This window comes from Allorhizobium sp. NPDC080224, assembly GCF_050281005.1.
In the GTDB taxonomy this organism is placed as follows: Bacteria; Pseudomonadota; Alphaproteobacteria; order Rhizobiales; family Rhizobiaceae; genus Allorhizobium.
This window is the reverse complement of the sequence record NZ_JBNNWJ010000007.1, coordinates 34394-56459: the sequence shown is the minus strand read 5'-3', so window position 1 is coordinate 56459 and position 22066 is coordinate 34394. Positions and strand designations below refer to the sequence as shown.

Here is a 22066-nt window from a genome sequence, read left to right as displayed (position 1 = left end):
TTTCCTTCCGAATGATGTTCCGCCGCCGGTGATCTCCAGCGGCGGCGGTTTCGTTTTCGCAACCCCTCGAAACTCAGGGAGAACTTGCATGTCAGCGCATATCGCATTTATGGCACCCATCGGCTCCTTCATCGCCTGGTCGGATGGCACGCCGCAGCCACCCGAACGCCATCGCAGGAAGCTGTCTGCATGGCAGAGCAATAACAGCAGCGGCCGGTTGATCCGCAAGCAGGACGAACGAGCCGCCGGCAACATCATCCTGCCAGCTAATTTTACGCTTCATGAGGCCGACCACGGCGCTGGTGGCGTCATCGCCATCCGCGTCCACCGCAGCTTTTCGCTGGAAACAAGTCTGACGTTCACGATCGTCGAACGGCCTGCCATCGGCAGTTGCCGGGTCTTCGACCGCGCCGGCGACAATGCCGAGCTCGTCCATCTCGCAGCGAACCGCCAAGTCGCAGAGGAATGGCTGTCCCGACATGGTTATCCTCATGCCGTGCTGGAGGTCGTCACTGCGGATGAGGTCGCAGCCGCCGTCGTGGAAGGGAGGGCGGCAGCATGAACACCAGCCCTGTCATGACCGAAGCCAATGATACCTCCCGATATCCGGAGGTCTCTTTTGGGCGATCCGCCGACGGGTTTCCGGTCGCCCGCTTGCACGACACGGCGTTCGCGATGTTGCCTAGCCGTGAAGGCCGGCACTATCTTGCCACTGGCTGGAAGATCGCCCGGCCGTTCGCCGAGTGGCGGCGATCCGACTTCTACGGTCATTCCGGCGAACTCGCCGACGAGGCGGCGTTTCGTGCACGCGTGATCGAGAACGCCGAACATCAACGCGAACGGCAGGCACTTGGCCGCTGCGAGATCTTCACCCGTGTCCATACGCCCTGGGGAATGTCGCAGCGCACGATCGTCTATGCGGAGGGCGTCGAGTGCCATTCCACCGCCGGGCACGGCGGCTTCAAGCTCTCGGCTGAGCGCAACCGAAAGGTTCACCCGCTGCTGCGGTCGAAAGACGGCTTCTATGAGGAGGACTCCGCTTGGGCGATCGTCGCGATCACCTTCCCCTTCCTGTTCACCGCGTTCGAACGCCGCTGCGCGGAACGGTCGATCAAGGATTGGTGGCCCGACGCCTGGGAAACCATCTTCGGCACGACCCTGGCGCCCGGTGAATCTCATGTGAAGGACCGTCGCGCTTTCGAGGCGGCCCATGCCGGTGACTGGATCGTCATCTCCGCCCTTCGCTCTGATCATCATCCCGGCATGACCGAAGTGATCGCCACGCGCGGCGGGAAGCGGGAGCACAATACCGGGGAACGACGTTTTCTCGTGCCGTCTGCCGAATACGAACCGGGCCGTTTCGGCTTCGTCATCGATGTCGATCGTCATCGGTCCTATGACGGGCCGTCGAGCTTTGTCGTCTGGCAGGGGAGGGAGACATCATGACCCGGTCCCCGGAACGTCAGGCGTTGCTTTTCCGGATGGAAGAGGCCCGCCGCCAGACTCAACGCCAGCTCGACATGATCGACCGGCAGATTACCGCCAAGATGACGGCTCTCGTCCCGTCGCTCGGGCGGCGCCGAAGCGGATACCGGCGGGGTAAACCGCCCGCGCCGGAAGCCTTCCTCGCCCGCTATCGCTCCAGTCTGGCGGCGATCACCGCGGAACGGCAGCCGGAGATCGATGCTCTTGCCCGCAAGCTCGCGCGCCAGGAGGCGGCCATCGCCGCTTTCCAGGCGCGACCGGAATTCAATGCTTCCGCCCGGGGCCCGGAACGAGAATGTCGTCATCACCGTCGTGAGAGGAGCGCGCCATGAGGCGCGTTGACGCCGAGCCGCTTCCACCTCTGACCGAGGAAGAGGTGAATGCCCTTCAGGATTATGCCGCCAGACACGGCCGCTCGTGGAAGCGCATCCTGAACCACGCCTGGATGGGCGAAGCGCCCCATGACGATGTCGGGATATTACGCCGACTTCGCAACACGCACGGCCCCACCTGGCTTGATCGTTACCGCTTGCCCAAACGGTAGCGCACCCCGTCAACGCTTGCGCACGAATTCCGTGCGCAGGACCAGCCCCTTGATCGCGTCGTGGCGGCAATCGATCTCTTCCGGATTATCGGTGAGCCGGATCGACCTGATGACGGTGCCCTGCTTCAGCGTCTGGCCGGCGCCCTTGACCTTCAGGTCCTTGATCAGCACGACGGAGTCGCCGTCGGCGAGAACATTGCCGGAGGCATCGCGGACTTCGGCTGCCTTCGCCTTCTCCGCGGCAAGTTCGGAGGCCGGCCGCCATTCCCCGGTTGCTTCGTCATAGACGTAATCGTCGTTGCTCTGGTCGCTCATCTGTTGTGCCCCTTCCGTAGGAGACCTTGCAACGGCCCCGCATGTCAGGAGCGCATCTATCGCGGAAAGCCGCCGAGAGCAAACCGCCGCCGCTTTCCCATCGAGAGCGCCTCGCAGACCAGCGGACATCAGGAGGGCGGCAAAGCATTCCGAACCTGGTGATCGAAGCTCTTCCGGCAGATGGGAACTGGTTTGGCGCGCGCCTTGCCTGATTTCCTCTTCGGCTCTGGCATCCGATGTCTATCCCTTTGCCGATCTGCCCTTCGCTTTCGTTGCGGTCTGAACCGGCTGCCGGTCGTTTCAAGGCCGCTGTCGCGCCGCGGGGCGGCCGGTCATGCCGCTTGTCGCAGAGCAGGAACGCGGGCCTCGCAGGTCTCAAAGACCCGCTTGCCCGCGCACCGGCTCCGCTCGATCTGGCCTGACCGGACCCTGAAACGCCCGGCTTGCGCCGGCTCCTCTTGACCGCACCGAAGGGCAGATCGGCCAAGGGGGCCGAACCGCTTCGGGGAAACCGGAAGGAAACCACCATGACAAAGTCCGCAACCCAGTCCCGCCAATCCGCCCGAGTCGTCCAGCTCCGCAAGGGCGCCACCATCGAAATGGTCCGCCTCACATGCCCCGATGAAGCGCAGGCGCTCCGGATCGCCGAGAGCTTCGGGACCGCCATTCTCGACAGCGACGGCATCCGCGACATGCACGAGCGCCTGATCATCGAAACCGCCACAGGACTCTCCGAGGGCTTAAGCGAACGGGCGATGCAGATCCATCTGCAGCGCATCGTTGGAGCGTATGTCGGATCCGCTCATGGCGCGGGCCAGTTCTACTCCCGCGCCGTCAGCGAGGCGCGTGACGCCACCGCCAAGGGAGCCGCCGACGCCCGCGACGAGGATCTTGACGGTCCAGTCGGCTATGACAGCGCCGCCCAGCGCAAGCGCGAGTTCGCCGCCGACATGGGGATCCAGGCCCACGCGCTCAGGACGGCCGCCGAAGGTGCCGTCTCCGCTTACGAGCAGATCGTTGGCGAAGCATGGAAGCCCTTCGACCGGCCGGTTGATAATCCGGGCCAGTCCCTCGACCGCAAGGCGGCTGCCGCGCAGATGTCGGCCTTCGATTGAGGCCGACCTGGTGGAGCTTCGGCTCCGCCTTCATCGTATCCAGGAAGAAGCCGTCTCCTCACGGGGGGCGGCTTTTCGTGTTTCGACGTCGCGGCGAAGTCGCATCAGGAGAGGTGAGAGAGAAAGAAATCGGGGCGAGAGACAGGCGCCATCGCGGCCCGTCCCTTCTGTCGGTCCTGCAGGAGCCGACGGCAGGCGCAACGGCTACGCCGTCCTTCTCTTCGTTCCGGCCGGTCCGGTGCGCATGCCGCCTCACCGCTCCTGCCATCGGCCCTCCGCGACGGGGCCGCGATGGGCGCGGCCTCACACGGAGGTCAGAAGAATGAGCAGGAAATCAGAAAGTCCGAGGATTGACATCTATGCGCGGATCACGGAGCGCATTGTCGCCGATCTGGAGAAGGGCGTGCGCCCGTGGGTGCAGCCCTGGAGTGCCGGCAACATGTCCGGCCGGATCACCCGGCCGCTGCGCCATAACGGCCAGCCATATACGGGGCTGAATGTCCTCCTGCTCTGGTCCGAGAGTATCGCCAGCGGGTTCATGTCGGCGACTTGGATGACGCTGCGCCAGGCGAACGAACTTGGCGCCCATGTTCGCAAGGGCGAGAGCGGCGCGACCGTCGTCTACGCCAGCCGCTTCACGAAGACCGAGAAGGATGCCGACGGCGGTGAAGTCGAGCGCGACATACCGTTCCTCAAGGCGTACACGGTGTTCAATTGTGATCAAATCGAGGGGCTTCCGGATCACTACTATCACCGCCCGGAACCGGGCGCAGAGCCGCTCGGGCGCATCGAGTACGCGGACCGCTTCTTCGCCAACACGGGCGCGGTGATCCGGCATGGTGGGTCACAGGCCTTCTATCAGCCATCCAGCGATAGCATTCAGATGCCGGGTTTCGAGACGTTCCGGGATGCCGAGAGTTATTACGCCGTCCTCGGACATGAGGTCACCCACTGGGTCGGCGCAAGCCACCGGCTGAATCGGGATTTGAGCCGCTACCATAAGGATCGCACGGATCGCGCGCGCGAAGAGCTTTGTGCCGACATAGGGGCATGTTTCCTCTGCGCCGATCTCGGGATCGTCCCGGAACTGGAGCCGCGGCCGGATCACGCGAGCTATGTGGCCTCGTGGTTGAAGCTGCTCGACGGTGACCGCCGGGCAATCTTCCAGGCGGCCGCACATGCGCAACGCGCTGTCGCCTATCTTCATGACCTCCAGCCGAATGCGGAGACCGGGCGGCAGGCCGCCTGATGCTTTCCGCCTCGGAGATCGACGGGGAGGGCGAGACGCCTTCCCCGTCGGCCGCGCGACCTTCGTGTCACCCGTTGGAGAAACCTTGCAGATATGGGCGAGGCGATCTACATTACTTCCTGAATTTATCTACATGGAGTGACCCATGCCGATCAACGTCAACAATCCTGAAGCGGACGCGCTCACGCGCAAGTTCGCGCATATGGCTGGCGTCAGCATTACTGATGCGATCGTGATTGCCATGAAAGAGGCGATCGAACGCCGCCGTCACGAGGAGACGCCGCTGCAAACCGCTGCCCGGCTCCGCGAACAACATGGCGTCAAACTCGATGCCGCTGCGAGACAGCCGCTTCCGCACGAAGCCTACGACGAACTGTGGGAAAGCTGATGTTCGTCGATGCCTGCGCCATCATAGCGCTCCTCTCCGACGAGCCGGAAGCGGAGCGTGTCTCCAATGCGATCGCGTCCGCGAAGGTCGCCTTCACATCCCCGGTTGCCGTGCTTGAAGCGGTGCTCGGCCTTGCCCGCTCCGACAAGTTCGGCCTCGCCGTGGCGGAGGTAGAACCGATCGTCATCGAGTTCCTCGATGAGCGCGGAATCGAAATCCGCGATCTCCCGCCTGCGGACGCGACGACCCGGATCGCTCTTTCCGCCGCGCATCGCTATCGCGCGGGCCGCCGGGGCCTCAATCTCGGTGACTGCCTGCATTATGCATGCGCCAAATATTATAACGTACCCATTCTGGCGACGGCAGATGAGTTCAGACAGACAGACGTCGACACCGTACCCTGACGCGGCCGGCCATGATGGCTGGTTTCGGGCGAAGGTGCAGGAGGCCTTGGAAGATTCCCGGGCCGACACTCCCGACGAGAGGGCCGAAGCTCATTTCGCCGAGCGACGTCTAACGGCGCGGTGCAGTGTCGGCGATCGTCACGTGTAGGCCCTTCTGATCGGGCGGGCGAAGTCGGCAGGCACGCGGAACGAGCCCCGCCGCGCGACGGCGGATCTGGTGTGGTCGATATAGGCATGCCGCGAGCCTGTTGGTTTCGAAGCGCTCCCATTCCTTCCTCTCGACCGCCCTCCAGGGAGGTGCCGTGAAACCCGGGTTGCCCGCTTGTCCGAGGATACGCGCGCGATGGAAGAGCCGCCATAAGATCGGCGCCGACCAGCGCATTCGTCATGGACATGATGCGGATGGGGCGTCGGTGAGGGATCGACGGACACGGCGAGCCGTGCGGACGGGAGCCATCGTGAGAGAGCGGTGCCATCACCGCGGTCGCCGTCGGGGATCGCCGATGAACTCCGGGCCATGATCGGTGTTCCTTGCTCGATTGAAGCGGGCCACACCCACGCAGACCTCGATGGATCTGGTGTGACCGAAGGACGACTTCGTCTCGATCGCCATCCCGCAACGGCCGTCCGCAACTTTCTTCCCCTGCGAACTGCGTTCGCATTCCTCGCGGTAACCAAGAAAGCCGCTCCCGGCCGTCCTCCACTCACGTTCCGGCCCCCCGGGGTGCGGCGTCGATCGCCATCGGTCCTTACACCGCCATCGAGGCCGCGGTGGGCGCGGCTCGAGCAAACCGGAAAGGATCACGACAATGGCAGTCATCGGCGAATTCACCACCAACGGCAACAACTCGATTATCGGCAACGTCCGCACGCTCACGGTCAGCATGAAGGCCCGCCTGAACCCCATCGAGCGCGTCTCGCGCGACGCCCCGGACTTCCGCATCACCGCCGGCAACGGCGTCGAGGTCGGCGCGGGCTGGAAGGCGGTCTCCAACGACGGCGAGGAATATATCTCGGTCAAGCTGGACGACCCGAGCTTCAACGCCCCGATCACCGCGGCGCTTTGGCCGAGCGAGAAGGAAGGGGAATACGCCCTCATCTGGAACCGCCCGAAGCGGGAAGCCTGATCCGAACCCGAGGAGCTCCGCCGGCAGGCGGGGCTCTCCCTCTCCCGGATGAGGAAGCCGGTCGCGGGCCTCGAACCCGCTTCCGGCTTTTCGGTGCCATACGGAGAGCTGGGGGTCTGCTCAGTTCGTCCGAGAATGCCATGGCGGACCGACGGCGTCCAGCACGAGCGGTACCCCCAAAATGCTGGCGCATTTCGGCTCCCCCGCTCGCCGCCTCCGGCGGTCGCGTTCCGCGCTCCTGGACTCCTCCGCTCCGCCATGACGCGCGACGTCGTCTTTCACAAACGTCAAGGAGACGACGATGACGATTTCTCTCGAAATGCAAATCGAGGAACTGAAAGCTGAACTCAGGGCCGTTCTGGACGCGAGCGAGCGCCGCCAGATCGCGGTGGAGCTGGAACAGGCCCAGGCCGAGCTTGCCGCCGTTGAGGCCGAACAGGACGGCCGCATCAGCGGGGAGCCTCCTTTCTAGGAGCCTTCCATAGGGGTGCCGATCTCAGCAGCCCACTCGCCTCACCCGTTCAGTGCGTCCTTGACCGCCTTGCCCGGCGTGAACGTCAGCTTCTTCGAAGCGGCGATCTTGATCGTTGCACCGGTTGCGGGATTGCGGCCCTCGCGTTCCGGCGTGTCTTTGATCTTGAACTTGCCGAAGGATGGGATGGATGTTTCCGCGCCGCTCTTTGCTGCCTCGGCGATCTGGCTAAACACGCTTTCGACGATGGCCTTGGCCTGTGCCTTGGTCAGGTTCTGCTCGGATGCAATCTTGTCGGCGATTTCATTGGTGGTGGTCATGAAGGACAGTCTCCTCTGCTTGTGGATGTCCTTCAGCTATGACGATGAAGGTGTGGCGCCGATAGAGGTCCGAATGCTGGAAGTGTTGCCAGATGCGAGAAAACCACAGGAAACAGCAGGCTCGGGATGTTGAAGGTGTGTCATTCGGCGCAGCGAACGTTGCGATAACCCCGCTTTCGTTTCGTACGTTCGAGGCGCGACAGCGCTGTATCCGCATCTTCTTGAGAGTCGAAGGTTTCCATCATCGTCTGACCGTTAGATCCGATCCGGCCCCAGTTGCGGATGACGGAGGCGCCACCAAACAGGGTCGGCTGGATCGCGAGCATATAGAAGCGCCGCATATTCTGTGTAGCGTCGATACGGTGAAGATGAACCAGGCGTGTTTCCTCGTTTTGCATGCCCGGATTCTCGCGTCTTTGCGAGCCCGCGTCCAACGACTTCCATGAATCGGTGCGGTGTGATCGATTCATCTCGCTGATGGTTTTCCCTTCCGGAGGAAGAGGGGCGTGGGCGAGGCGGCTTTGCCGCACGGCTCTATGCGCTGGAGCGCACCGAACCCGCCAAGCGGTTTCGTCCCATGCGGGTTGCGATCCTCTCGCGGACCGGCTTTCCGCCGGCATCAGACAAAGCTCGTTCGAGCGCGGCTCTCATCCACCTCTCTCTTCTTCGCGATGGAACCTGTTCTGCCCGACACAGGCCTTCATGTCGTCGCGCCGGAACCAGATGGCGCGACCGCATCTGAGCGGCGGATTGCCTGATGTGAAGACGATCTGTTCGTCGCTGCGCATGCGCAGGACCTCGTGCGGCATAATCAGTGGCCGGCGGCTGAGCTGCTTCGATCGCGAGCGCGACGATCCCTTCATCCCCATCGAGCGATTTGTCTGGTCGACCTCGACCGTGGTGTCGCCGCAGCGCTTCGAAATATAATCCGCCGTGTCCGGATCGTTGATCGCCGCGAACGAGATCCACGACGCGGACTCGAACCATTTGCTGGTCGCGTCACGGCCGCCGTAGGCTTCGCGCATCTGGCCGATCGACTGGAAAATCATGGTGAGCGTGATGCCATATTTCCGGCCGGCGTCGCGCGCGGTTTCGAGGATGCGCAGATAGCCGAGGCGGGCGACCTCGTCGAGCAGGAAGAGCGTGCGTCCCTTGACCTTGCCATTGCTATTGTAGATCGCGTTCAGCAGCGAGCCGATGACGACGCGCGCCAGACCAGGATGTGCCTCCAGCACCTTGAGATCGAGCGCGATGAACAGGTCCGCTTCGCCTCCGGCGAGATCATCGGTCGAGAAACTGTCGCCCGACACGAGCGCCGCATAGTTCGGATAGGAGAGCCAGTGTGTTTCCTTCACCGCATTGGCGTAGACGCCGGAAAATGTCTCCGGTGTCATGTTGACGAACACGGCAACGTTCTCCTTCACGAACTCGGATTCCGACTGCTCGTAGATCCGCGTCAGGCGCTCGCGCAGCTTCGGCTCCGGCTCGGAAAGATTGGCCCTGACTCGGCGCAGCGTCTGGTCCTTCTCGTCCGTGTGGCCGGAAAGGCAGACGTCGGCGATCAGCGCCGTCAAGAGCTGCATGGCGGATGCCCGGAAGAAGTCGTCGCGGGCCGACGCGGTGCGCGCATTGTCGGTCATGATCCAGGTCGCGACCGCGACAATATCCTCTTCCTTCGTGTTGCCGTGACGGCCGATCCAGTCGAGCGCGTTGAAACCGATCGCGGGCGTGGCGGGATCGAGCACGATCACGTTGCGTCCAGCCTTGCGCCGGTGATCGACAACCATCGGCGCAACCTCGCTCGACGGGTCGAGCACGACGAGGCCGCCGCCCCATTTGAGCGCGGTCGGGATCGTCACGGATGTCGTCTTGAAGCCGCCCGAGCCGGCGAAGACGATACCGTGCGACGAACCGAACGAGCCGTCGAAGCACAAAAGTGGAGACTTGCCGCCGGCGCCCCAGCTCCGCGCCTCATCGGCCCGGAACGGCATGGCCGCTACGCTGTCCTTGTCGACACGGTAGCGTTCACCGATCACGATGCCGCCGGCATCGGGAAACAGCCTGGCGGCGTCAGCCATCTTCATCCAGTCGGCCTCGCCGTGCACGGCCCGCTTCCCCGCGATCCGCCGCGGCGTTGCTTTCGCGAAGGCGCCGTTCCCCCTGATCGCGACGCGCAGTGCGAAAATCCCTGTGAAGACGGCCGCGCATGCGCCAAGCATCGCCGATGGATCAGTGTAGGCGAACACCGACTGGCCGTGAGGCACCCGATCGACGAGAGCGTGCAGCCGCCACCCCTCGCGTGCGATCGCTGCGATGCAGACGACGGAAGCACCAGCCAATACGTTCAAACCGGCAGTCTTGATGTTGGCCGCGCCCGCCGTCGCGAACAGGGCAATCACGCCGATCGCGGCCGCGGCCGCGTAGGGCAGGGCGAGACCGATCCGCCCGAGCATCAGTTTCGCCTGAGGCGATGCTCCGAACTCCGAGAGCCAGGTCTCAATGCCCAGCATTGCCAACATGGTGGTGATCATCAATGCCGCGGGCAGGGTCGCAAGAAGGAGCCTATTCACCGTCATGACCAAACGACTCCGCACCGATTGCGGTCAGGCGCGAGCGCTCCGTTTCGTCACCGCGGATACGCCCGGCAGCATCGATCAGCAGCCCCAGCAGCAGCGCCCGTTTTTCGTAGCGCAGGCCGGCCTTCACAATCAGGCCGCCCAGCTCGATTTTTTCGCGCGTGTCCTTCTTACGGGCATCGGTCGATGTCGTTCGCCGCATCCGCTCAAGCCTCGCCAGAGCCGCCCGCATCCGCGCCAGACGCGACCGCCGTGGACGTGTCGCCGCCGGTCCTGCCGTCGCCGGCATTCTTCTTTCCGGTCGTCTGTCCCTTGCCTCCGCGAAACCGTCCGGCGATGTCCTCGAACGCCGCCTGAAGTGCGGCTTCCTCGATCTCGATCTCGCCGAGACCGGCCTTCAGCGCGATTCTGCCGATGCGCTCGGCCTCGCGTGTTTCTGCTGCTTTGAGCTGCTCCTGGAGCCTGGCGATTTCTTCCCTGATCTTCGATGACGGTTTCTTCATGCCGGTGGCACTCCCTGGCTGTCTTGGCGTTGCATGCGCGACGCCAAAACTCCTCCGGATGCCCTTGGAAGGAAATGTGCAGATTTGCACGTCGGCAAGGCCTACACTTTGGAGGATGATCCCGGCCGTTCCGAAGGAGCGGTTCCAAGGGCGCAATTATACGTCGCTGACGCGACGCCTTGCGTTGGGCTCTGAATGGCCTGGCCAGCTCCGACGAACGAGGTTCGAACCAGGAGCTTTTGTCGCCGTGGCCATTGCCCACTTCTCCGTCAGCATCGTCAGCCGCGGCGACGGCCGCAGCGCCGTGCTGTCGGCGGCCTACCGGCACTGCGCCAGGATGGAATACGAGCGCGAGGCCCGCACGATCGACTACACCCGCAAACAGGGGCTCCTGCACGAGGAGTTTGTCTTGCCCGTCGACGCCCCGAAATGGGCGCGGATGCTGTTAGCCGATCGCTCGATTCCGGGAGCCTCCGAAGCCTTCTGGAACAAGGTCGAGGCCTTCGAGAAGCGCTCCGATGCGCAACTCGCCAAGGACCTGACCATCGCGCTGCCACTGGAACTGACGCCCGAGCAGAACATCGCGCTCATACGGGATTTCGTGGAGAAACATATCCTCGCCAAGGGCATGGTCGCGGACTGGGTCTATCATGACAACCCCGGTAATCCGCATATCCACCTGATGACGACATTGCGGCCGCTCACCGAGGACGGATTTGGCGCGAAGAAGATGCCGGTTCTCGGCGAAGACGGGCAACCGTTGCGCAACAAGGCGGGAAAGATCGTCTACGAGCTCTGGGCCGGCGGGACGGATGACTTCAGTGCTTTTCGTGACGCCTGGTTCGAGCGTCTCAACCATCACCTGGCGCTGAACGGGATCTCGCTGCGCGTCGACGGCCGCTCCTACGAGAAGCAGGGCATCGATCTTGAGCCGACCATCCATCTCGGCGTCGGGGCAAAGGCCATCGAGCGCAAGGCGGAGAGGCAAGGCGTCCGGGCGGAGCTGGCACGGATCGAGCTGAACGAGAAACGCCGCAGCGAAAATACCCGCCGTATTCTGCGCAATCCCGCGATCGTGCTCGACCTGATCACGCGGGAGAAAAGCGTCTTCGACAGCCGGGATGTCGCGAAGGTTTTGAACCGGTATGTCGACGATCCGGCCGTGTTCCAGCAGCTTCTGGCTCGGATCATACAGAGCCCGGAGGTGCTGCGTCTCCAGCGCGACACAATCGACTTCGCGACCGGCGAAAGAGTGCCGGCCCGTTACACGACGCGCGAGCTGATTCGGCTCGAGGCGGAGATGGCGCGTCGATCGAGCTGGCTCGCGGCAAGCGCGTCGCATGGCGTCTCTGACAAGGTGCTGGAGGCCACCTTCGCCCGTCATTCGCGTCTGTCGGAAGAACAGCGGACTGCCATCGAGCATGTTGCGGGTTCCGCGCGCATCGCGGCCGTGGTCGGCCGCGCAGGTGCTGGCAAGACCACCATGATGAAGGCGGCCCGTGAGGCGTGGGAACTCGCCGGATATCGCGTGGTCGGTGGTGCCCTTGCCGGCAAGGCGGCCGAGGGACTGGAGAAGGAGGCGGGCATCGTCTCCCGCACACTCGCCTCCTGGGAGCTGCGGTGGCAACAGGGGCGTGACACGCTCGATGCCAGGACCGTTTTCGTCATGGACGAGGCCGGCATGGTCGCCTCGAAACAGATGGCGGGATTCGTCGAAGCCGTCGTCAGGGCGGGGGCGAAGATCGTGCTCGTCGGCGATCCCGAGCAACTGCAGCCGATCGAGGCGGGTGCTGCCTTCCGCGCCATCGTCGATCGCATCGGTTACGCCGAGCTCGAGACGATCTACCGCCAGCGCGAGGAGTGGATGCGGCATGCCTCGCTCGATCTCGCGCGCGGCAACATCGAACAGGGGTTGCTGGCCTATCGCACTCGCGGTCATGTCGTTGGAGAAAACCTGAAATCGGAAGCCGTCGAGAGCCTCATCTCGGCCTGGAACCACGACTACGATCCCGCCAGGTCGATGCTGATGCTGGCGCATCTGCGCCGCGACGTCCGCATGCTGAACATGATGGCGCGCGCAAAGCTGGTCGAGCGCGGTATCGTCGGAGAGGGACACGTCTTCAGGACCGCCGACGGCACCCGCCAGTTCGACGCCGGCGACCAGATCGTTTTCCTGAAGAACGAGGGTTCGCTCGACGTCAAGAACGGGATGATCGGCCGTGTGATCGAGGCCGCGCCCAACCGCATCGTCGCGGTGGTGGGCGAGGGCGATCAGCGCCGGCAGGTGAGGGTCGAGCAGCGGTTCTACAACAATCTCGACCACGGTTATGCCACCACGATCCACAAGAGCCAGGGCGCCACCGTCGATAGGGTGAAGGTACTGGCTTCCCTTTCTCTGGATCGCCACCTGACCTATGTCGCGATGACGCGCCATCGAGAGGACCTTCAGGTCTATTTCGGTCGCCGCTCCTTCGAGATGAACGGCGGGCTGGCCAAGATCCTATCGCGGCGAAACGCCAAGGAGACGACGCTCGACTACGAGCGCGGTACGCTCTACCGCGAGGCGCTCGCCTTCGCCGAAAACCGAGGGCTGCGCATCTTGCAGGTGGCGCGAACATTGCTGCGCGACCGGCTCGACTGGACGCTGCGCCAGAAAAGCAAGCTCACCGATCTCGCGAGCCGCCTTCGCGCTCTCGGCGAACGGCTCGGCTTGCGGCAATCCCCGCCAACCCAATCAGCTAAGGAGTCGAAACCCATGGTCGCCGGCATAACTCGGTTCGAGAATTCCGTTGCGGACGCGGTCGGGCAAAAGCTCGACGTTGATCCCGCATTGAAGAGGCACTGGGAGGAGGTTTCGATCCGGTTCCGCTATGTGTTCGCCGATCCCGAAACTGCCTTCCGGGCGATGAACTTTGACGCCGTGCTGGCGGATAAGGACATGGCGCGACAGGCGCTTCAGAAGCTTGAGGCCGAGCCGGCGTCGATCGGTCCTCTCAGGGGCAAGACCGGCATTCTCGCCAGCAAGGCGGAGCGCGAGGCGCGCCGTATCGCCGAGATCAATGTGCCGGCGCTCAGGCGTGACCTCGAACGCTATCTGCAGATGCGCGAGAGCGCGGTGCAACGGCATGAAGCCGAAGAGAACACGCTGCGCCAGCGTGTCTCGATCGACATACCGGCGCTGTCTCCGGCCGCGCGCGCCGTGCTGGAGCGCGTACGCGACGCGATCGACAGGAACGATCTGCCGGCCGCACTTGCATATGCGCTGAGCAATCGCGAGACGAAGCTGGAGATTGACGAGTTCAACAAGGCTGTGGCCCAACGGTTTGGCGAACGCACCCTGCTGACCAATGCCGCACGTGAGCCATCGGGCAAACTCTTCGACAAGCTCTCCGAGGGAATGCAGCCACAGGAGAAGGAACGCCTGAAGGAAGCTTGGCCAGTCATGCGCACGGCCCAGCAGCTCGCCGCCCATGAGCGTACGACCGAGACCCTGCGGCAGGTCGAGGAATTGCGTCTCGCGCAACGCCAGAGCCCGGTTGTGAAGCAATGAGGCGACGCGGTGCGATCATGCTGTTGAGCACGTCGCTGGTTGCTATCGCGGGCCTCGTCACGGCTGCGGTCGTCGGTGGCTATCGACTGAACCTGACGCCGAGCGAGCCGCTCGGGCTCTGGCGCATCGAGAAACTCAATCGTCCGCTCGAGGCCGGAGATCTCGTCTTCATCTGCCCGCCCCCGACCGCAATATTCGAGGAGGCACGACGGCGAGGGTATCTCCGACGAGGCTTGTGCGCCGGTGGGTTCGCGCCGCTGATCAAGATGATCGCAGCACTTCCCGGACAGCATGTCGAAATCACGGATCACGTCGTGATCGACGGCGGTTCCCTTGCCGCATCTGTCGTCCGGAAGACGGACGGGGAGGACAGGACGATCACGCCATATCCTGGTGGCATCGTGCCATCAGGACATCTCTATCTCTACTCTTCTTTTGCGAGCTCCTATGACTCCCGATACTTCGGGTCGGTCCCCGACAGCGGCCTTCTCGGCCTTGCCCGGCCGGTCATCACCTTCGATCCGTGATCATATTTCGGATCGTTGGCGATCCGCCTTGCTCATCGTCGCATCCGTCGCTTGCAGCTCACTCGGCTGGAGCGGCAATGTGCTCGCCCTTCCGGTTGCGATGCTCTTCCCGGCGCTGTGGGCGATGTCGCCATCGCGCAGGGTCGCGGCGCTCGTGTCAGCCTGCTATTTTCTGGCCGCCTCGCGCGGTTTGCCTCAGGGAGTTGCAAACTTCTATTCATCCGATCTTTGGCCGGGCCTTCTGCTGTGGATGGCGGCCTCGGCCTCCTTCGTCGCCGTGCATGCGGCGGCGTGGACAAGGCGACCGGGAAAGGGAAGGGCGGTGCGTTATCTGGCGGCAGCGGTGCTGACGGGGCTACCGCCCTTCGGCATCACCGGATGGGCGCATCCGCTGACCGCAGCCGGCGTACTGTTTCCCGGATGGGGATGGTGGGGCCTAGCTGCGGCTGCGGCCGGCTTGCTCGTCATGGTGACGAGATTTTGGTCGGCTGCCGCCATTGGCCTCGCAGGCTTCTGGCTCTGGTCCACTGCCACGTGGACAGGGCCGAATCTACCGGAAGGATGGATGGGCGTAGACCTTGAATTGGGACGAAGCCTTGGCCGGGACGGGTCGCTCGAGCATCACCGTGGCCTGATCGCCACAGCGCGCATATCCGCAAGTAAGGGCGCGCAAGTTGTCGTTTTTCCGGAGAGCGCGCTCGGCTTCTGGACGCCGACGGTCGCTCGCCTTTGGCGGGAGGGGTTGAACGGGCTCGACCTCACGGTCGTCGCCGGCGCAGCCGTCATCGATGCGCAAGGCTACGACAACGTCATAGTGGCGGTTGGTTCCGGCGCCGCTGGCATCCTCTACAAGGAGCGCATGCCGGTTCCGGTTTCCATGTGGCAGCCATGGTTGCGATGGACAGGGCAGGGCGGCGGCGCCAAGGCGCACCTGTTCGCGAACCCGGTCGTGGAGGTTGGGACAACGAGGATTGCGCCGCTCATCTGCTACGAGCAACTCATCCTCTGGCCGGTCCTGCAGTCGATGCTGCATTCCCCTGGCGTCATCGTCGCAACGGGTAACGGCTGGTGGACCGAAGGCACCTCGATCGTTGCTATCCAGAAGGCGAGCGTGACCGCCTGGGCTAAGCTCTTCGACCTGCCCGTCGTCATGGCCTTCAACACATAATGGAGATCGCCAGATGGTCGATGCTGCCCTCATCAAGCAATGCGCCGATCCGGGCTTAAAGCCCGCGATTGTCGAACAGTTCATCGAGCGGGCGGGGTCGCAGGAACCACTCGCGATCACGGTTCGATCCGGGAACCGCATTGTTCTGGTGCCGAAGCCCGCCACGTCCGGCGAGGCGATGGAACTGATCCGCCAGCATGTCGGCCGCAACATCGTGCGTGTCGGCGTCACCCAATATCCGGCGGGTCTTGGCATCATGGAGGCCGGAGCGCTGAAACCGGACCTGGTCGATCCTTGTGAAAATCTCCGCATGGGCTCGGCGCTCTTCGCCAAGGTCTACCGGATCGTCATGAAATGGTATGGCGACCCGACGGCGAAGGAAGTGCTGCCACAGGTATTCGATGATGCGATCATCGCCTGGCAGACGGGGTATTTCGAGGGAATGGCCGTATTCCGCGCGCCGGACCCTGGTGAGGTGAAGGCCCCTGAACCTGGTGGGGACGAGTCCACGATCGACGCGTCCGCAGATTCTGCCGGGGAGGAAGTGAGCGATCCTGTCACGAACGGAGCCCGGAGCGACGATCCCAACAAGGCGGGTATTCGTGTAGATCTCTCGGGGATCGGTGCCAAATGACATTGATGCTCGCGAAGGTCACTATGCCACTTACGTGATCATGTGCATGTTTGCACTGGCGAATTCAGCGTCCGCCCTCTATAAGGGCGGGCAGGGCAGTACGCGCTGCCTCGGGGTGTGGAAACCTCTACTCGGTGGTTGGTGTCGGCCGTTTCGACATCAGAATCCTCTGGCCATTTGGCCGGGGGCCTGTGACGTATGTCCAGGTGCCTCGGTACTAAAGGTCGCAGGACTGTCCGAGTACAGTTTCCAACCCCCGGCTTGGGATCAGGGATTAACGTTTGCGGGGGCGCACCGCGGACAAGCCGGAGATTGGATCGAATGACACCGGACGCGCCGACATCGGAAGACAAACTGGAAATGCGTCCCGTGTACGGGCTGACGCAGGGTCTGCCCAAGTCTGACCTGGAGAGCTTGACGGTCGATGCTATCAGGACCCATCGGCGTCTGGTCGATACTGCAGATCGGCTGTTCCAGGCACTGCCCGACACCTACAAATCCGGTAAGGAGGCGGGCGGCGCGCAGCACCTCACTTACATCCAGTCCTGCATGGAGATGCATGCGCAGATGTATGTGGTGAACACGCTGGTCACCATTCTTGGTCATATTCCGAAAGTGTCGGTGAACTGAGGCTCAGATCAGTTTTCGGCGGATAGCGACGGCGGTCAGGTGGGTCAGGGTGTGCACGTCGAAACGTTTCTTTGTTTCGGCGATCTTGACGCGCACGCTGTTGTACTTGACGCCCTCGAGGTCCGCCGCTTCCTCCATCGTTTTGCCGACAGCGATCCAGCTGAGATAGGCGGCCCCTTTGGGATCGAGACCAATCGGCTCTTCGACACTTGGGGTCGGATCAGCGAGATTGATGCGGGCATGAAGTTGCGCGACCGCGGATGCAGCTTCGACAGGGTCCATCTCGCGGTCCATGTCGATTGCCGGCTTCTCCGAGGCAAGCGTGAACATCGCCATGGAACCGTGTGCGGCCTTGATGGGCACCGTGATGCCGGAGCGAATTCCGAAATCGGCTGCATGCGCAAAGAACAAGCGTTCCGCTTTGGTTAGCCGTGGACTCTCCTGTTTACCGCTCCAGGTGAAGGCTCGTTTCAGGGACTTGGCGCGTCGAATGACTGGGTCGACCGCAAGATAGCCTCGCGCGAAGTAGTCGGATTGAAACTCACGACGATAGTTCGAGATTGCGAGTGAGCGTCCTGGCTTGATGTTCAGATAGGCATAGCCTATAAAACCGATCTGTTCGGTAAAGTTTGCTAGCGCGTCCTTCAATATGCTTTCATCGCCAGGAATGGCGGCGAGGTCGGTCAGCTTGTCCAGCCAGTGTCGCATTTAAAATTCCTTGTGGATCATCAGTTAGAACAGATCATGTGATCCCTTTATATGTAGGCATTCTTTAATGCAACCTTTGATTGCATAAGCAGAATTATGGAACTTAAACTCTTACCGGTTGCCTCATGCGATAGATGCTAAGCTTTTAGGCCAGTTGTAGAGAGTGATGCGGACAGGCGCTGGTGCATGAATGCAGCTGGAATTGTCAACGAACGCAATTGGTTCTTTGATGTTTGTTGGCGATTAGGCCTGTTTTTCTTGGCAGCGGGCAGAGTTCGGACGTGCACATGCCAGCATGCGGTTGAGCACGATGCAGCCAGTGGCAACCTCGGTCTGCTGAGCCGGAAACGAACGAGCCCGCAAGCGTCGACTGATCAGGTTCTTGTATCGACCGATCGCGGTCTCGACCAATGAGCGCTTGCCATAGCCGGTGGTTGCCTGCCATTTCAGCCGACCGTCTTTTGCGATCGCCGCGATGTGCTTGTGCCATTGCTCTCCACCGCCGTCGAACGAGGTGGAATGACGATGTTGGCGGCATCGCTGTGTTCAAGAACGGCCCGGTAAGTGGGCCTGCCGTCATAGGCACCGTCGGCTGTGAATTGACCAATCTCACCGTCTATCTGATTGAGCAATGGCTCCACCTGCGCCCGATCATCGGTGTTCCGGTCGGTCAATTTTTCTGCTACTATGTCGCCGTTACCGGCGTTCACCGCGAGGTGGAGTTTGCGCCAGTTGCGCCGCGATCTGGTGCCGTGCCTGTCTTCCAGCCATTGGCCAGCGCCGTATATTTTCAACCCAGTGCTGTCGATCAGTATATGGACTGGCCCGTCCGGCATCGACGGCAGTTTTCCGGCTCGTCGTTCCCACCGCTGTGCCCGGCGGCTCAAGGTTGTATGATCAGGGACAGGCAGTTGCACTCCCAAAAGATCAAGTATCGACCCTATGAATCCCTCGGTCTGGCGAAGGGGCAGGCTGAATACGCAAGCCAGTGTCAGGGCTGTTTCAATCGCAAGATCGGAATACCGGCGCTGGCCGCCACGGATTCTCTCCCGGGGCGCATGCCATCCGGCCAATGCTTCCGGCGATACCCATAATGTCAGGCTACCACGCCCGCGAAGACCTGCCTCGTATTCCCGCCAGTTTGTCACCTTGAACTTCATCTTGCCAATGCGATGGCGGCGGGCGGCATTATGTTTGAACGGCATGGCTCCGATCAGACTGATTGGGATCTAACAGGCCTACTTCCAAACCATTGAAAAAGGATCGATGCACCAAAGCCCACTGGACGCGCATTCCGCCGCCTCTCTGCCGGATGCGCTTGCGGCGGCAGCGGCCACAGCGGAAGAGGCGCTTGAAGCGACGAAGGCGATGAAGGCCCAGCACGGCAAGGCGGCGGCGTTTCAGGAAAAGACGGTCGGCCTGCAGGATGCCGGCGCGACCGTGGCCTATCTTCTCATCCGCTCAAAGGCCGAGTTCGTCGGGCGGGCGTAGTCCCGGCCCACAATTGCTCGCTCAACCCGCGTGCCGCTCGATCTCCTTGCGGAGATCGTCCATGCTTGGATCACGTCCAAGGAGGAGCGACAGCAGGATGCGTGCCTTCTGCGAACTGAGATCGCCGGCGAAGATCACGCCGCCTTCGGCAAGCGTCTTGCCGCCGCCATTCCCGTAGATCGGCTTGACGCGTCCGCGCTGGCACCGGCTGGTCATGATGACTGGAATGCCATTCTTGACGAGATCGAGCGCGGCGGCCGTCACTGCGGGTGGGGCGTTTCCTCGCCCGAAGCCCTCGATCACCAGCGCCCGCACGCCTTGTGCGCCGGCATAGCGCACGAAGCGGTCGCTCACGCCCATCCCCAGCTTGACGATTTCGATATCGGTCTCGACGCGTTCGGCCGGGATCGCGCCGCGGATCAGCGGGCGTCGGTGGACGACGACCGTGTCGCCGTCGATCTCGCCCAGCTTTCCATGTTCGGCGGAGATGAACGTATCCGTTCGGGACGTGTGCGATTTCGTGACGTCGCGTGCGGCGTGAAATTCCTGCTCGAAGCAGAGCAGCACGCCCAGACCACGTGCGACGGCAGAGGCAGCGATCTTGACCGCATCGGCGATGTTGCCGGGTCCATCCGCGTCCGGCTCGTCGGCCGCGCGCTGCGCGCCGGTGAAGACGACCGGCTTGTCGCTGTCGATCAGGAGATCGGCCATGTAGGCGCTCTCCTCCATCGTGTCGGTGCCATGGGTAACCACGACGCCGTCGATCCCGGGCTTTGCCAGATGCTCGCGGATCCGGCCCGCCAGCGCGAAGGCATCCTCGAGCGTCAGCGCGAAGCTCCCGATCGTCATGAACTCGTCGACGACGATGTCCACGCCATCGACGCGGCTGGCAAGCATGTCCCGCAGGTGGTTGCCGCCGACTTGGGCCGTGACGTGGCCCGTGCTGGAGTTCATCTGCGATGCGATCGTGCCGCCTGTCGTGACGAGGCAAATGGTCTTTGTCATGGTCTGCCCTTCTACATAGACCACCACCTAACTTGGTCTGACCAAAATTGTCAAATGCACAAGAAATGGGCGGCATATGCCTACTCTTTGACGTTGACGGCCTGACCAAAATCCGTTCTTCTGAGCGGATTGTTTATTTTGGTCAGGCCAAGCTAGGCGAGCAAGATCGATGGCAGCGAGAGCGGCGAAACGCAATGGAGGGGACGTTGCCAGCGAGAGCGCCGTCGCGGCTACCGTCAAGGCGCTTGTCGCGATGATCGGGGAGGGGCGCTGGCCGCGGGGGACGGTCCTGCCGCCCCAGCGCGAGCTTGCGAAGTTGCTCGACATCAGCCGCGCGACGCTGCGCGAGGCGATTTCCGTTCTTTTGACGACAGGCGAGATCAGGGCGCGGGACAATGGCCGTGGCTTCACGATTGCCGATGCGGCGGACCGGGCGGAGGGTGCGGTCTGGCCCCATGCCGCGCGCTACTCGCTGCGGGAAGTCTACCAGTTGCGCCACGTCGTCGAGAGCTATGCCGCACAGCTCGCGGGCATGTCCCGGACCGATGCTGACCTCGCGAACCTGCGTCAGGCGCTGGAGGCGTTCCGAAGTGCGGCGCGATCCGCGGACCTGACGGCCTATGCCGAGGCCGATTTCGAGTTTCACCGCTCGATCCTGGCCATTTCCGGAAACCGGCTTCTGATCGACATGCATCACACCTTTGCCGGCGTGATGCTGGAAAGTCAGCGCATGCCGGCGCTGCGGCCGGGCGATCTGTGGCCGGCGGTAAAGGAGCACGAACTGATCCTGGAGGCGATCGAGCGGGGCGATCCGGACGGCGCCAACTATTACATGCGCAGGCATATCAGCATGGGGGGCAGCCGGTCCGGCCTGGCGCCCGCTGAATTGCCGTAGGTCCCTCACATGAACGTCAACCGGGCCGAACCGGCCTCGAGAGAAGGAAGAGATCATGGCAAAGGAAATACTGGTATCCTACGGCATCGACGTCGATGCGGTTGCGGGGTGGCTCGGTTCCTATGGCGGGGAAGACAGCCCGTGCGATATCTCGCGCGGGGTTTTCGCCGGCAAGGTCGGCTCCGTCCGCCTGCTGCGGATGTTCGAAAAATGGGGCATCAAGACCACCTGGTTCATACCCGGGCACTCGATTGAGACGTTCTGGGACGAGATGAAGCAGGTGGCCGATGCCGGTCACGAGATCGGCATGCATGGCTACAGCCATGAAAACCCGATCGCGATGACGCCGGAACAGGAAGAGGCGATCTTCGACAAATGCGTTGATCTAATCACCAAGCTCTCCGGCAAGCCGCCCCGCGGTTACGTCGCGCCGTGGTGGGAGTTCGGCTCCAAGACCAACGAGCTCCTGAAGCAGAAAGGCATTCTCTATGACCATTCCCTGATGCACAACGACCATCATCCCTATTACGTGACGGTCGGCGACGAATGGACGAAGATCGACTATTCGAAACATCCCTCGCACTGGATGAAGCCCTTCACGCAGGGTCCCGAAACCGACCTGATCGAAATCCCGGCCTCCTGGTATCTCGACGACCTGCCGCCGATGATGTTCATCAAGGCCGCGCCCAACAGCCACGGCTTCGTCAATCCCCGTGACATTGAGCAGATGTGGATCGACCAGTTCGAATGGGTCTACGAGAACTACGACTATGCCGTCTATCCGCTGACGATCCATCCGGACGTGTCCGGCAAGCCGCATGTCCTCAAGATGCACGAGCGCATCTTTGAGCATATCCGCCAGTTCGACGGCGTGAAGTTCGTCACGATGGAAGAGATCGCCGCCGATTTCGCCAAGCGCTATCCGCGAAGCGGGACGGCGCGGCCGCAGTCGTAAGGGAG

General features: G+C 62.7%; 26 protein-coding genes and 1 pseudogene. 18 read left to right on the top strand and 9 right to left on the bottom strand.

What is annotated here, in order from left to right; translation table 11 throughout:
- The first annotated feature begins 88 nt into the window (after positions 1–88).
- From ACQKP1_RS23745 to ACQKP1_RS23730, 4 genes are read left to right on the top strand one after another with little or no spacing between them, the layout of a single operon-like run.
- Positions 89–562: a hypothetical protein gene (locus tag ACQKP1_RS23745; protein WP_064334941.1), complete on the top strand. Its 474-nt coding sequence runs from the start codon at positions 89–91 to the stop codon at positions 560–562.
- Positions 559–1446 carry a DUF7007 domain-containing protein gene (locus tag ACQKP1_RS23740; RefSeq protein WP_064334942.1) on the top strand — a complete coding sequence of 296 codons (888 nt, stop codon included), beginning with the start codon at positions 559–561 and terminating at the stop codon, positions 1444–1446. Before ACQKP1_RS23745 ends, ACQKP1_RS23740 begins: the two co-directional genes overlap by 4 nt.
- On the top strand, positions 1443–1817 hold the full coding sequence (locus tag ACQKP1_RS23735) for a hypothetical protein (protein ID WP_064334943.1): 375 nt from the start codon (positions 1443–1445) through the stop codon (positions 1815–1817). The genes ACQKP1_RS23740 and ACQKP1_RS23735 overlap by 4 nt, the downstream gene beginning before the upstream one ends.
- Complete coding sequence (locus tag ACQKP1_RS23730) at positions 1814–2029, top strand: hypothetical protein (RefSeq protein ID WP_084438770.1); 216 nt, start codon at positions 1814–1816, stop codon at positions 2027–2029. The genes ACQKP1_RS23735 and ACQKP1_RS23730 overlap by 4 nt, the downstream gene beginning before the upstream one ends.
- Before the next feature lie 9 nt (positions 2030–2038).
- Here ACQKP1_RS23730 and ACQKP1_RS23725 read toward each other — a convergent pair whose 3' ends face one another.
- The gene (locus tag ACQKP1_RS23725) at positions 2039–2344 is read right to left on the bottom strand and encodes an alkylphosphonate utilization protein (protein WP_064334944.1); all 306 of its coding nucleotides are present in this window, start codon (positions 2342–2344) and stop codon (positions 2039–2041) included.
- Positions 2345–2871: 527 nt separating this feature from the next.
- Between ACQKP1_RS23725 and ACQKP1_RS23720 the strand changes: the two genes are divergently transcribed.
- The 6 genes from ACQKP1_RS23720 to ACQKP1_RS23695 all read left to right on the top strand — a co-directional run bounded on the left by ACQKP1_RS23720 (position 2872) and on the right by ACQKP1_RS23695 (position 7099).
- Positions 2872–3459, top strand: coding sequence for a hypothetical protein (locus ACQKP1_RS23720; RefSeq protein WP_064334945.1), 588 nt, complete (start codon positions 2872–2874; stop codon positions 3457–3459).
- A 322-nt stretch (positions 3460–3781) separates the two neighbouring features.
- Positions 3782–4708 (top strand): ArdC family protein, encoded by a 927-nt coding sequence (locus ACQKP1_RS23715; protein WP_277920794.1) that lies wholly within the window; start codon positions 3782–3784, stop codon positions 4706–4708.
- A 145-nt stretch (positions 4709–4853) separates the two neighbouring features.
- Positions 4854–5096 carry a type II toxin-antitoxin system VapB family antitoxin gene (locus ACQKP1_RS23710; RefSeq protein WP_064334947.1) on the top strand — a complete coding sequence of 81 codons (243 nt, stop codon included), beginning with the start codon at positions 4854–4856 and terminating at the stop codon, positions 5094–5096.
- Complete coding sequence (locus ACQKP1_RS23705) at positions 5096–5500, top strand: type II toxin-antitoxin system VapC family toxin (protein WP_064334948.1); 405 nt, start codon at positions 5096–5098, stop codon at positions 5498–5500. The genes ACQKP1_RS23710 and ACQKP1_RS23705 overlap by 1 nt, the downstream gene beginning before the upstream one ends.
- An 809-nt stretch (positions 5501–6309) precedes the next feature.
- The gene (locus ACQKP1_RS23700; protein WP_064334949.1) at positions 6310–6627 is read left to right on the top strand and encodes a DUF736 domain-containing protein; all 318 of its coding nucleotides are present in this window, start codon (positions 6310–6312) and stop codon (positions 6625–6627) included.
- A gap of 301 nt (positions 6628–6928) precedes the next feature.
- Complete coding sequence (locus ACQKP1_RS23695) at positions 6929–7099, top strand: hypothetical protein (RefSeq protein WP_168169028.1); 171 nt, start codon at positions 6929–6931, stop codon at positions 7097–7099.
- A 41-nt stretch (positions 7100–7140) separates the two neighbouring features.
- Here the strand turns inward: ACQKP1_RS23695 and ACQKP1_RS23690 are convergent, their stop codons facing one another.
- From ACQKP1_RS23690 to traC, 5 genes are all read right to left on the bottom strand, one after another.
- Entirely contained in the window at positions 7141–7419 is a 279-nt protein-coding gene (locus ACQKP1_RS23690) for an HU family DNA-binding protein (RefSeq protein ID WP_064334950.1), read from the bottom strand.
- 140 nt (positions 7420–7559) lie between these two features.
- Positions 7560–7817 carry a WGR domain-containing protein gene (locus ACQKP1_RS23685; RefSeq protein WP_064334951.1) on the bottom strand — a complete coding sequence of 86 codons (258 nt, stop codon included), beginning with the start codon at positions 7815–7817 and terminating at the stop codon, positions 7560–7562.
- Between the two features lie 249 nt (positions 7818–8066).
- Positions 8067–9995: a Ti-type conjugative transfer system protein TraG gene (traG, locus tag ACQKP1_RS23680; protein WP_064334952.1), complete on the bottom strand. Its 1929-nt coding sequence runs from the start codon at positions 9993–9995 to the stop codon at positions 8067–8069.
- The gene (gene traD, locus ACQKP1_RS23675) at positions 9982–10197 is read right to left on the bottom strand and encodes a type IV conjugative transfer system coupling protein TraD (protein WP_064334953.1); all 216 of its coding nucleotides are present in this window, start codon (positions 10195–10197) and stop codon (positions 9982–9984) included. The genes traG and traD overlap by 14 nt, the downstream gene beginning before the upstream one ends.
- 4 nt (positions 10198–10201) lie before the next feature.
- On the bottom strand, positions 10202–10498 hold the full coding sequence (gene traC, locus ACQKP1_RS23670) for a conjugal transfer protein TraC (protein WP_064334954.1): 297 nt from the start codon (positions 10496–10498) through the stop codon (positions 10202–10204).
- A gap of 247 nt (positions 10499–10745) precedes the next feature.
- On the opposite strand from traC, the gene traA reads away from it, so the two are divergent.
- The 5 genes from traA to ACQKP1_RS23645 all read left to right on the top strand — a co-directional run bounded on the left by traA (position 10746) and on the right by ACQKP1_RS23645 (position 17007).
- Positions 10746–14048 (top strand): Ti-type conjugative transfer relaxase TraA, encoded by a 3303-nt coding sequence (gene traA / locus ACQKP1_RS23665; RefSeq protein WP_277920795.1) that lies wholly within the window; start codon positions 10746–10748, stop codon positions 14046–14048.
- Between the two features lie 17 nt (positions 14049–14065).
- The gene (gene traF, locus ACQKP1_RS23660) at positions 14066–14575 is read left to right on the top strand and encodes a conjugative transfer signal peptidase TraF (RefSeq protein ID WP_277920796.1); all 510 of its coding nucleotides are present in this window, start codon (positions 14066–14068) and stop codon (positions 14573–14575) included.
- Positions 14496–15743 (top strand): conjugal transfer protein TraB, encoded by a 1248-nt coding sequence (locus tag ACQKP1_RS23655; protein WP_084438771.1) that lies wholly within the window; start codon positions 14496–14498, stop codon positions 15741–15743. Before traF ends, ACQKP1_RS23655 begins: the two co-directional genes overlap by 80 nt.
- A gap of 13 nt (positions 15744–15756) precedes the next feature.
- Positions 15757–16377, top strand: coding sequence for a TraH family protein (locus tag ACQKP1_RS23650; RefSeq protein WP_064334956.1), 621 nt, complete (start codon positions 15757–15759; stop codon positions 16375–16377).
- Positions 16378–16698: 321 nt separating this feature from the next.
- Entirely contained in the window at positions 16699–17007 is a 309-nt protein-coding gene (locus tag ACQKP1_RS23645) for a transcriptional repressor TraM (RefSeq protein WP_064334958.1), read from the top strand.
- A 3-nt stretch (positions 17008–17010) separates the two neighbouring features.
- On the opposite strand, the gene traR is transcribed toward ACQKP1_RS23645, so the two are convergent.
- Both traR and ACQKP1_RS23635 read right to left on the bottom strand, forming a co-directional pair.
- Complete coding sequence (gene traR / locus ACQKP1_RS23640) at positions 17011–17715, bottom strand: autoinducer-binding transcriptional regulator TraR (protein ID WP_277920797.1); 705 nt, start codon at positions 17713–17715, stop codon at positions 17011–17013.
- Positions 17716–17958: 243 nt separating this feature from the next.
- A pseudogene (locus tag ACQKP1_RS23635) lies at positions 17959–18920 on the bottom strand (IS5 family transposase).
- A 61-nt stretch (positions 18921–18981) separates the two neighbouring features.
- Between ACQKP1_RS23635 and ACQKP1_RS23630 the strand changes: the two are divergent.
- Complete coding sequence (locus ACQKP1_RS23630) at positions 18982–19206, top strand: DAK2 domain-containing protein (RefSeq protein ID WP_427277291.1); 225 nt, start codon at positions 18982–18984, stop codon at positions 19204–19206.
- A gap of 21 nt (positions 19207–19227) precedes the next feature.
- Here ACQKP1_RS23630 and ACQKP1_RS23625 read toward each other — a convergent pair whose 3' ends face one another.
- A complete protein-coding gene (locus ACQKP1_RS23625; RefSeq protein ID WP_427277290.1) occupies positions 19228–20211 on the bottom strand; it encodes an asparaginase in 984 nt (327 codons plus the stop codon).
- Positions 20212–20380: 169 nt separating this feature from the next.
- On the opposite strand from ACQKP1_RS23625, the gene ACQKP1_RS23620 reads away from it, so the two are divergent.
- Positions 20381–21106 (top strand): FadR/GntR family transcriptional regulator, encoded by a 726-nt coding sequence (locus tag ACQKP1_RS23620; protein ID WP_427277289.1) that lies wholly within the window; start codon positions 20381–20383, stop codon positions 21104–21106.
- Between the two features lie 55 nt (positions 21107–21161).
- Positions 21162–22061, top strand: coding sequence for a polysaccharide deacetylase family protein (locus ACQKP1_RS23615; protein ID WP_427277288.1), 900 nt, complete (start codon positions 21162–21164; stop codon positions 22059–22061).
- The last annotated feature ends 5 nt before the right edge of the window (positions 22062–22066 follow it).